This window comes from Calothrix anomala FACHB-343 (assembly GCF_014696435.1).
GTDB lineage: Bacteria > Cyanobacteriota > Cyanobacteriia > Cyanobacteriales > Nostocaceae > Aulosira > Aulosira anomala_A.
On record NZ_JACJQG010000126.1, the window covers coordinates 1 to 10,439 of the forward strand.

7 protein-coding genes are annotated in these 10,439 nt (G+C 40.2%); 4 read left to right on the top strand and 3 right to left on the bottom strand.

Annotated features, from left to right (window positions below; all coding sequences use genetic code 11):
• Positions 1-500: 500 nt before the first annotated feature.
• The 3 genes from H6G08_RS36195 (at position 501) to H6G08_RS36205 (ending at position 2,870) form a co-directional block, all read left to right on the top strand.
• Entirely contained in the window at positions 501-1,223 is a 723-nt protein-coding gene (locus H6G08_RS36195) for a rhomboid family intramembrane serine protease (RefSeq protein WP_190552040.1), read from the top strand.
• A gap of 157 nt (positions 1,224-1,380) precedes the next feature.
• The gene (locus tag H6G08_RS36200) at positions 1,381-2,058 is read left to right on the top strand and encodes a rhomboid family intramembrane serine protease (RefSeq protein WP_190552042.1); all 678 of its coding nucleotides are present in this window, start codon (positions 1,381-1,383) and stop codon (positions 2,056-2,058) included.
• A gap of 434 nt (positions 2,059-2,492) precedes the next feature.
• A complete protein-coding gene (locus H6G08_RS36205) occupies positions 2,493-2,870 on the top strand; it encodes a hypothetical protein (RefSeq protein WP_190552043.1) in 378 nt (125 codons plus the stop codon).
• 403 nt (positions 2,871-3,273) lie between these two features.
• On the opposite strand, the gene H6G08_RS36210 is transcribed toward H6G08_RS36205, so the two are convergent.
• The 3 genes from H6G08_RS36210 to H6G08_RS36220 all read right to left on the bottom strand — a co-directional run bounded on the left by H6G08_RS36210 (position 3,274) and on the right by H6G08_RS36220 (position 7,805).
• Positions 3,274-5,445 carry a GumC family protein gene (locus tag H6G08_RS36210; protein WP_190552045.1) on the bottom strand — a complete coding sequence of 724 codons (2,172 nt, stop codon included), beginning with the start codon at positions 5,443-5,445 and terminating at the stop codon, positions 3,274-3,276.
• A 101-nt stretch (positions 5,446-5,546) separates the two neighbouring features.
• Entirely contained in the window at positions 5,547-6,902 is a 1,356-nt protein-coding gene (locus tag H6G08_RS36215; RefSeq protein ID WP_190552047.1) for a polysaccharide biosynthesis/export family protein, read from the bottom strand.
• Positions 6,903-7,091: 189 nt separating this feature from the next.
• Positions 7,092-7,805, bottom strand: a complete 714-nt coding sequence (locus H6G08_RS36220) for a cyanoexosortase B system-associated protein (RefSeq protein WP_190552049.1) — start codon at positions 7,803-7,805, stop codon at positions 7,092-7,094.
• An 832-nt stretch (positions 7,806-8,637) separates the two neighbouring features.
• On the opposite strand from H6G08_RS36220, the gene H6G08_RS36225 reads away from it, so the two are divergent.
• Positions 8,638-10,344: an AAA family ATPase gene (locus H6G08_RS36225; RefSeq protein WP_190552051.1), complete on the top strand. Its 1,707-nt coding sequence runs from the start codon at positions 8,638-8,640 to the stop codon at positions 10,342-10,344.
• Positions 10,345-10,439: the final 95 nt, after the last annotated feature.

Genomic DNA, 10,439 nt, shown 5'->3' on the forward strand with positions numbered 1-10,439 from the left:
CCTTTTTCCTTGCAAGCGATCGCCTGTGAGTTTGTGGGTACGTTTGCACCTAGATTACTATTTAATCATGAGCTAGTGCAACCCAGCAAAATTAATGGGACAGACCAGTAGGTTGGGTAGAGCGTCAGCGAAACCCAACACAGCCGCTTTAATGTTTGTTTTTGGCGCTAACACCAAACGTATTGATTTATACCATGTACTATTTGGCTTGAAAATCAGATAAAGGCAAATATTCGGGAGCATCCCAATTTTGACGCAATACCCTAGAAGGGTATTGCTATACCAACAAAGCCTGCCTTCGCAGGCTAAAAGTTTGATGCCTGCGAAGGCAGGCTTCGTATTTCTAGCCCCACCCTTATAGGGTGAGGGCGTTTTTGCACATTTGGGATGCTCCCAAATATTCAGATATTTCACCCTCATATCCAACCATGAGGTAGAAGCGAATAATAGCAAAAGTCAGTATTGTGATGCTAGTTGCTGAAAATAAGGAATAAACGCCTGTGGTGCCAATTAGAGATAATAATCCTACGCAAATCACACCTTATGTAACCTTTGGGTTAATTGCGGTGAATGTGCTGGCTTTTCTTTATGAAGCCAATCTTCCCCCTCGCGCTTTAGATGGGTTTTTACATTTAGCTGCTGTGGTTCCGCGAGAACTTACCCTGAGTTTTGCTGGTGTATCTGTACATCAACCTGTACCAGAGTGGGCTACTTTAATTACTTCACAATTTTTACACGGGGGTTTATTACACTTAGCTGGAAATATGTTGTTCTTATGGATTTTTGGGAACAATGTGGAAGATAAGCTAGGTCATTTTAAATACTTACTATTCTATTTATCTTGCGGTATTTTGGCATCATTAAGCCAATGGTACTTTGCTCAAAATTCTAACATTCCTTCTTTAGGGGCGAGTGGTGCGATCGCCGGTGTGATGGGAGCATATATTCTGCGCTTTCCCCAAGCCGAAATTCTCGGTGTCATCCCTCTAGGCTTTTTCTTCCCGACTTTCCGCGTCCCTGCATATTTCTTTCTCGGTTTTTGGTTTATACAACAAGCTTTTTACGGTGTCGCTAGTCTAGAAACACCTACCAACATCGGTATGGAAAGCGGCGGTATAGCCTACTGGGCACATGCTGGCGGTTTCCTCTTTGGCGCAATTCTCGGCCCCATTTTGGGGTTATTTAGCGATAAACCTAAATCAGGAGTGCGGAATTGGGGATAAAAAGAGCGAAGCGATGACTGTTGACTGTTGACTGTTGACTGTTGACTGTTGACTGAGCTTGTCGAAGTGTTGCCCAATGCCCCATGCCCCATGCCCCATGCCCAATGCCCATCCTTCAAGCTATATTGCAAGTAATAAATAATTAGGAAAAACACCTGTGTTTCCTCTCTACGACGAAAATCCAACGCGCATCACCCCATACTTAACTTATGGGCTGATTGGGATGAACATTTTAGTTTTTCTTCATGAAGTGAGTCTATCCAATGCCCAATTAGAGCAATTTTTTCAACTATATGCAGTAGTACCGCGACAATTAACCACCAACTTTGCCGGAGAATGGACAACGTTATTTACATCACAATTCTTACATGGTGGTTGGTGGCATTTAATCTCGAATATGGTTTTTCTCTGGGTTTTTGGTAACAATATCGAAGAACGCTTAGGTCATTTTAAATACCTAGTTTTTTATTTAGCTTGCGGTGCTTTAGCTGCTTTATGTCAGTGGTTTATTGGCATGAATTCGGGTATTCCTTCTTTGGGTGCAAGTGGGGCAATTGCTGGTGTTTTGGGTGCATATATTATCGGGTTTCCTCACGCTAGAGTTATGACTTTAGTGTTTTTAGGATTCTTTATTACTACTATTAGAGTGCCCGCAATGATATTAATAGGGCTGTTTGTGGTTCAGAATCTCATTTCTGGTGTTGCCAGTCTACAAACAGCAGCTAATATGAGTGTAGAAACAGGCGGAGTTGCTTACTGGGCACATATTGGTGGTTTTGCTTTTGGAATGATTCTCGCTCCTTTATTTGGCTTATTTAGGCGCGACGAATATTAGTTTTTTTATATAATTCTCACACCAATATATTCTAGAGGGCATGGCACTGCCATGCCCCTACAATCTGTCCGACATTGTGTAATTAATTTTGTGTAACTACTTATTCATTTGCGATCGCAAACTCGCTAAGGCATCAAGTAAAAATAAGTAGTGCGAGCATCTTGCTCGCGCGGGCAAGACTTCGGCGTGAGCGCTCAGTCGAACGCTGCCCGCACTACAAAAATTAAATTGTTCAACTTATTTTTACACGACTCCCAATACTGCTCGGTTAAGCTCAAAAACCTTAACCCGCGTAGGTTGGGGAGCCACTGCGTTGGACGGGTTTCCCGGCTTGAAGCAAGTGGCGTTTGAGGAACGAAACCCAACATTTGGGTAGCTCTGTTGGGTTTCGCAGAGCCTCAACCCAACCTACAATTTTCCTTAACCGAGCAGTATTGACACGACTCCTAACCAAGGGACTTCCAACTAAAAAAATATTCCATCGCTGTGTATGCAGAGGAGGCAGAGGAAGCAGAGGAAGCAGAGGAGAAACAATCTGCCACTATGAAAATGGGATAATTTATTTTCTGGAAGTCCCCAACAACAAAAGCCACTATCCTCAACTCAATAGTGGCTTTGCTCAACTCAATAGCGGCTTTGCTCAACTCAATAGCGGCTATTCTCAACTCAGTAGTGGCTTTGCTCAACTCAATAGTGGCTTTGCTCAACTCAATAGCGGCTTTGCTCAACTCAATAGCGGCTTTGCTCAACTCAATAGCGGCTTTGCTCAACTCAATAGCGGCTTTGCTCAACTCAGTAGCGGCTTTTCTTAACTCAATAGTAGCTTTCCTAAGTTTCCTAAACGCGAAACTCATAGCCCGCCTCAGAATGAATTCTGAGTCTCATAGCAAAAGTAAGCTAAAGCTAACTAAATTTTATTTGGTATAGGACTCATATTTGATTTTTGAAATATACGTAGTGGCGTGTCTAGACTAAAATAGTGCATTAATAAAACTCTTGTGGGATGGGCGTCTCGCCCGTCTTGGGCGGACAAGATGTCCACCCCACAAAAAAATTATATTGCCACATTTAAAGCTAGACACGCCAGTAGGGTGCGTTATGCCGGAGGCTAACGCACCGTCCGAAGGCTTTGGTGCGTTACGCTACGCGATAACACACCCTACAAATACTGGTATACAAATTACGAATGACAAATGACCAATGACCAATGACAAATTACGAATTATTAGCAACCGATACTTCTGATGCTGATTCTGCTTTTGATGAAGCTGTTGATGATGGCTCAAAGGTATCGGGTAAAGATACGAAAATGTCAGCACCATCAATGACAGCGCCTAATAATCCTAATTCGGAATCAACTAATTGATCTATCGCTTCACCAAATAAGTTTTCTTGTGTATAGTTGGGTCTGGCTATAAGCACTATACCATCACTATAAGGTTGAATTAATAGCGCATCGTTAGATAAACTCAAGGGGCTAGTATCTAAAATTACTAAATCATAGCGTTCTCTAACATCATCCATCAGCCGCCGCATTTCGCTAGATTCGAGAATTGCGGCGGATTGTCGCACAGGCCCAGGACTAGGAATAATGTATAAATTTTCTATATCTGGGACTAAGCGGATACATTCGCTGAGGTTGGAATAGTAGCGTAGTGGTTCAATATTCGCTTCTGGATCGGGAGTAATTTTTAAGGATGCACAAGCAGAAGGCGATCGCAAATCTGCTTCAATAATTAAGGTTCGTTTGCCTGCACGAGCAGATGCTATCCCTAAGTTATAAGTGCTGGTTGTCTTACCCTCAGTTTTACCAACGCTAGTAATCAACAGTATTTTTAAGGATTTACCACCTAATCGGCGCAGGTTACTGCGGAATTTTTCATAAAATTCTAAATATGGCGAATCTGGGGAAAGTAACACGGGTATAGCTGTTTCATCTAAATCATCAACTGGCATTAAGGGTATTTCTCCCAATAATGTCACTTCCCGTTGCTTTAAGCCTTCGCGGATATCTTCTCTGGTTTTGAAAGTCCCTTCTAATGAACCTAATAAGAAAATGACACCACCACCAATCACCAATCCCATCAAGCCACCCACACCCAATGTTACAGACATTTTCTTGGGTTTGACAAAATTAGCAGTCACGATTGGTAGTCTCGCCACAGTTAAACTGCTAACGGTTTCGGCTTCGGCGGTTTTTGCATCGGCTTGTTTAGCTTGCATTTTGTCATAGATAGCTTTTTTAAGGATTACATCTTGTTCTAAACGCGATCGCTCTAATTGTTTATTTGGTATTAAAGAATACATCTGCCGCAGTTTTGCTTCTTCTTGAACTTGTTGTGCTAGCTGTTGTTGCAATGTATCCCTTTGAGTTTGCAAAGCTACCATCTGGTTAGCTAATTCTTGTCTTGCTGGATCTAAGTTACTTTGAGCGCGAATATTAGAAACATTACCAGCTAGGGGTGCGGCTGTGCCACCACCACCCATAACCTCCGCCGCACGTTGTTGTAATAATTCTTCAGCAGCTTGTTTTTGACGCTGTAACTGAATCATTGTCGGATGTTCGGGACGCAAATCTTTGCGTAGTAAAGCAACTTGGGACTCAATTTGATAAATTTGCGATCGCAAGTTAGCAATAATGGGATCGGCACTTAAAGCTGAAGAGACGTAAGCTTGATTGACATTCAGCCCCAATTTCTCTTGTAAACTGCGAATTTGGGCATTAATTCCCGCAATCGTCTGTTGAATTTGACGTTGCTGATTTTGGCTAGTAGTTACCGCAGTTAATAAACTACCATTCTCAGATGCTAATATTGCTGGGCGCTCAATGCGATCGTACTGTTCTAACTTCTTTTCGGCTGCTTGTAATTCTAACTTAGCTTGTGGTAACCGTTCGTCAATTTTTTTAATAATTGCTTTCAAGCGTCCTGTATTAATATCACTACTAAGTTTAATCATTGCTTGCATCAATGCTTGCAATACTTCTACAGATCGTTTAGAGTCACTATCTTTATATTTAAGTTCTATAATTGTCGAATCTAATTGTCCCGTCCGAGAATTCTTTTTTGGTACGGTTATAACAACATTTAAACCAAGTATTTTTGGCTTAACATTAACTTTTGCAGCTACAGTTTCAATAATCTCATTTGATAGCAAAATTTGCTCATTCAATTCCTGCCCTTGTTGCTGAATTTCCGTACCAGTTGCCGAAAATGAAACTGGCGGACGATTGTAAGTCAGCGCTGCATTGGCTATGTAACTAGCTGGTGGTTCGGGTTGGATAGCCACCACCGTTGCACCTGCTACAACCAAAGAAAAACTCGCCAAGCCAATCCATTTATACTTTTCAAAGGCAATTAGGTAGCGTTTAATAATTGGTGGGGTCATAAGAAATTAGTCATTGGTCATTTGTCATTTGTCATTTGTCATTTGTCATTGGTGAACCAGTCAACAGTTAACAATCAACAATCAACAATCTCTCTACCCAATTATCTAAATCCGCCTGTAAAGAAATCAAAGAAGCGAATAAAGCTCTGCACATTAAAGAAAGGTTGTGTAATTGTATTGAGAGCATTAGTAATTCTACCGATGAGGTTACGACCAACCACAATAACATCATTATCTTGCAGTGGCACGTTTTGCGACATATCACCGCCCAGAGCCTTTTTCGCATCTAATCTTTGGGTCACAGCTTGTCCTCGTTCTGGGTCGAAGCGGACTAAGGCTATATCCCGAATATTTGCTGTGTCAAGATTGATACCACCTAAAGCATCTATAAATGTACTGCCATTAGGTAACACCTGATTAGCAATACCTCCAGCTGCGTAGTTTAAAACCCTAATTCTAATCTGCGGGATAGCTAAGGTAGAACGTGCAATTAAATTGCGGTCATAACCATTATCAGTGCCGATTTCCCGACGCGGCACTATAATTGCATCGCCATCTTGTAACCTTAAATTAGGCAATGCACTACCATTTTGTAATGCTGTGTATAAGTCAACAGTTTGCGCAATTACTGTACCATCAAGCAACCGTCTACGTACTTGGACTTGTCTTAAATCTGCGTTGATTGTCGTCCCGCCAGATGTCAGCAAAGCATCAGCGACGCGGGGTGTAGCTGATGTAATTGGGTAAATCCCCGGACGAAACACTTCCCCACTAATAGTCACTTGCACGGGTCGCGGTGATGTTAATGATGCTACTACAATCGGATCGATAACAACGCGACTTAAAGCGAGGCGAATTTTTTCTTGTGCTTCTTCCACACTCAAGCCTTGTAGAGATAATGTACCTACTTGGGGAACTAAAATATTACCTTCTGGATTAACTACAGCTTGAAAGCTCAAATCTGGGCGCTGTCCGATTAACGATAAAACTACTATCGGTTCGACTACGTAACGGTTGAGCAATGAGCGAATTTTCGCTTGTGCTTCATCCAAAGTTAAACCTTGTAAGGAGACAGTATTAATCAGAGGTACGATGATGTTACCTTCAGGGTTAATTAAAGCTTGGAAGCTCAAGTCAGGAAAGCGTTGAACCACAACACTAATAGAATCACCCGCACCTAAGCGATAGGGGCCCGGAGGACGCTGAATTACAACACTCAGGGAATCACCCGGCCCTAAAAGATAGCGGTTGAGTTGGGGGGAAACCTCGTTATTTAAACTCCCAGGTACAGCCTCAGTAGCTGAAGGAAATGAAGGGGTTGGACCTGAGGGTTGTTCGGGAAATGGTAAAGTCTGAGCAACAACTGAAAATGCTGTTGTCCAGAAAACACTGAGTTGCAGACTCAAAAAGAAGAGAGCGCTGAATACACGCATAGGAGAATTGTAAAATATAGACATTTGAGTCAGCAGTCAAGCTAGACTCAGAATTGGTGTTGTTGCGCCGCTATTTTACTCTGTAAATATCGCAACTGTCTTGGATTTGTCCGAGCAATTACGAGATGCGATCGCCAAAATATCAGTAATATCTAATACGACAATATATAAAGTAGGATATGAAAAGAGCGATCGCATCACCAGTAAAATTCACTAATTACTCGGTAATGAGTCTGTCATTAAAGCCCCTTGTACAGTCTGACCGATAGACTCAGCCAACGGCCACATTTTTTCCACCTGTCCTAAAGGTTCCATGGGAATGAGAATACTTACACCCACCCAAGGAACTCGCTGCTTACCCCACTGCGCCAATTGATCCGCGACAAACCAGCGTAACGGTGATGGATTTCCCCCTTGCGGTACAGCATACCATTGCAACACTGCAAAAGTATCTTGTTGTGTAACCGCACGAAAAAATCTTGCTTCTACCTGGCTTTCTCTAGGCTGTTTTACAGTAAATCTAGCCCCACGATATTGCGCTACATCCCACTTACGCCAACGTAACTTTCCCCAACCTTCAATTTCTGTCCATTCCACCTCAGGTTGATCCATCGGCCCGTTTTGCGGTAACAACAGCAATACTGCTTGAGTTTGCGAGTCTTGTTTTTTAATTACCTGTAGCGACCATTTTTGCTCGCCAATTTGTTGTTGTACTTGCTCAACAGTTCCCCAACCAGGAATAGTTAACCCAGAATTGCGGATATGTTTTAATGCTTTTAAACTTGTAATTGGTGGCGGCTGTTTCCATTGCCATTTTCCTGTTAAATATCCAGGCACAGCACCAATAGCAAATAGTAGCAGTAATAATAACAGTGCTACTACTTGATTCCATTGACTTTCTTTTAAGAATTTAGATAAGGAAATCATTCATAAACTTTGCAATACTTAGGCAAAGTTTACTTTGTGCGATAGGGTTATGAGTTCAGTAAGATTGACCAATCTTTTTAATTGTAAATATTATTAAGAATTGGGCAAAAATTACCAGATATTGTAATTTATTAAACCGCCAATATCCCAGAATTTTTAGAGTTAGTGTAAGTTTTATAAGACAGCAAATTGCAAGTTTATAAAGTACAGATCAGCGTTGATTGTAGGGACAAGGCAATGCTCACTGGTGTCTACTTAACGTAAAACCCTCATCCTAACTGGCTCCCATGCTCTGCGTGGGAGCGATGATCCTGAGGCTCCGCCTCAATTCATCAGCTTTCGAGGCTCCGCCTCGCAATACGCATTTCCAGCCGGAGGCTGGAAACGAGATAGAGAAAGGTTTTGAGCTTAAGTTGACACCAATGGGCAATGCTATGCCCCAAAGTGAGTATCTCATTTACCTAAAATACTTTGTATATTATATTAAGTTATATTATTGGAATAATAAATGACTTACACATGCTTATCTTATGTGCCATTTCTGTTCCTATATCAAATAAGATTAATATAAATAAAATGACGGCAATGTAATACAAAATATGTAAATTAGGCAATACCCAGCAAAAGCTAGATATACAAAGCAATAATGCCATAAGCTGAATATCCTATAGTAATTTAGGTTTCCCATATCAAAGCAGGTTATTATACCTAGAAATACTGCTATTTAAAAACTATAAGTTTACGATACCAGTAAATTTACTGGAGCGTTGTAAAAAAATATTTATCTAGAATGTACAGATAAACTTACCGTCAAGAATTCTGAGGTTGAAGGGTGCAGAATTTATCAGACTGGGCGTTATCTGACTGGGTAATAGTAGGTTCAGCTGCATTAGTCGTAGGTGTAACAGCATCCTTTGCTGGTGGTGCTGGTGGAGCCAGTGGAGCATTATTAGGAAGTAGTACAGGCGTAGTTTTAGGCGCTGCTATTTCCAGTAAACGACAAGGGAATAGAGATACTGAGATCCAATCACTACGACAACAAGTAGATCAACATAAAAATTTGCTATCTCAATACAAAAATTGGCAAGAGCTTGAAGCAGAACTACCACATTTAACAGTAAGAGTTACAGAACTAAAAAAAGAGCAAGTAGAACTATCAAAAACTCAAGGAAAATTTGTACAAAAGCAAGCGGAGTTACAGCAGCTTGAACAGAGATTAACAACTCTAAATCAACAAAAGCAAGAACTAGAGCGTCGAGTTGCTGCAATAAATAACCATAAACCAGACTTGTCTAATCTGGAACAAATGCAAACACAAATTGAGCAATTTAGGTTAGATAAAAGTAGTTTAGAAGGTCAAATTAATTCTCTAAGTTCTCAAATTGCATCTTTAGAAAAACAGAAGCGATCGCTCAAAAATATTGAAACAGAATTTTCTACTAAACAAACACAGTTAGATTTACTCAATCAACAAATAGCAGAGCGTCAAACTAAATCTCAGGAACTAGAACAAAAAGCAGCAGAACTTGAATTATTAAGAGCTACCTATGACGGTATATTCAGCCAGAAAGAAAGGTTTGAAGAACAAATTAATCAATTAAGACCAGAAATAGATAGCCTAAAAGCTGAAAAACAACGAATATTACATGCGATACAAGAAAGTCAAGAAGAATATCACAGAATTGAACAATTCCGGCAAAGATTATCGGAATTAAAATTTCAAATCATAGATAAAGAATCCCATGTAAAACAATTAGAACGAGATATTCAAAATTTAAATGGTATTAAAGCTGGTTTAGAAGCTAATAATGCTTACTTGCGCCAAGAAAAAGAGCGACTTCATGATGATATTCGACGATTAAAACAAGAAATTAATGACCTAGAAAATAGTTCTAGCATAGCACTACAAGCATTAAGAGAAAGACTATGGCTAAGATTAGCAGAATCTAAGTGGGCTGTCGTTAATGCTCAACAAAGTGAACAGATTTTCTTAGATAATTTTGTTCAATATATTAATGCTCAAGGCTTAAATTTTCCAGAACGTGTAATTCATGCTTTCCATACTTCTTTAAAAGTACAAGATATTTCCGCTTTGGTAATTCTAGCTGGAATTAGCGGTACAGGTAAAAGCGAATTACCACAGAAATATGCTAATTATATTGGGGCACAGTTATTAACTTTAGCTGTCCAACCGCGTTGGGATTCACCTCAAGATTTGCAAGGATTTTATAACTATGTGGAGAAAAAATTTAAGCCCACTGATTTGATGCGCGGACTGTATCAATATAATCACGATTCAGCTATGCAAGACAGAATGGTAATTGTCTTGCTAGATGAAATGAATTTAGCACGAGTTGAATATTATTTTAGCGATTTCTTATCTAAATTAGAAGCTCGTCGCAGTCACCCAACTTATTTAGAAATTGATGTTGGTAGCTTACCATTACAAGATAATGAACGTAGATTAAGAATTCCTAATGAGTTCTTGTTTGTAGGAACAATGAATGAGGATGAAACTACTCAAACACAGAAATGTTGAATCTCGATACAAAACTTTACATATTTGGTTAGAGTAATTCTAAAAAGCCTAAAATAGTCAACATAACATCATCTCCTCAAGCCAATGAACATAAC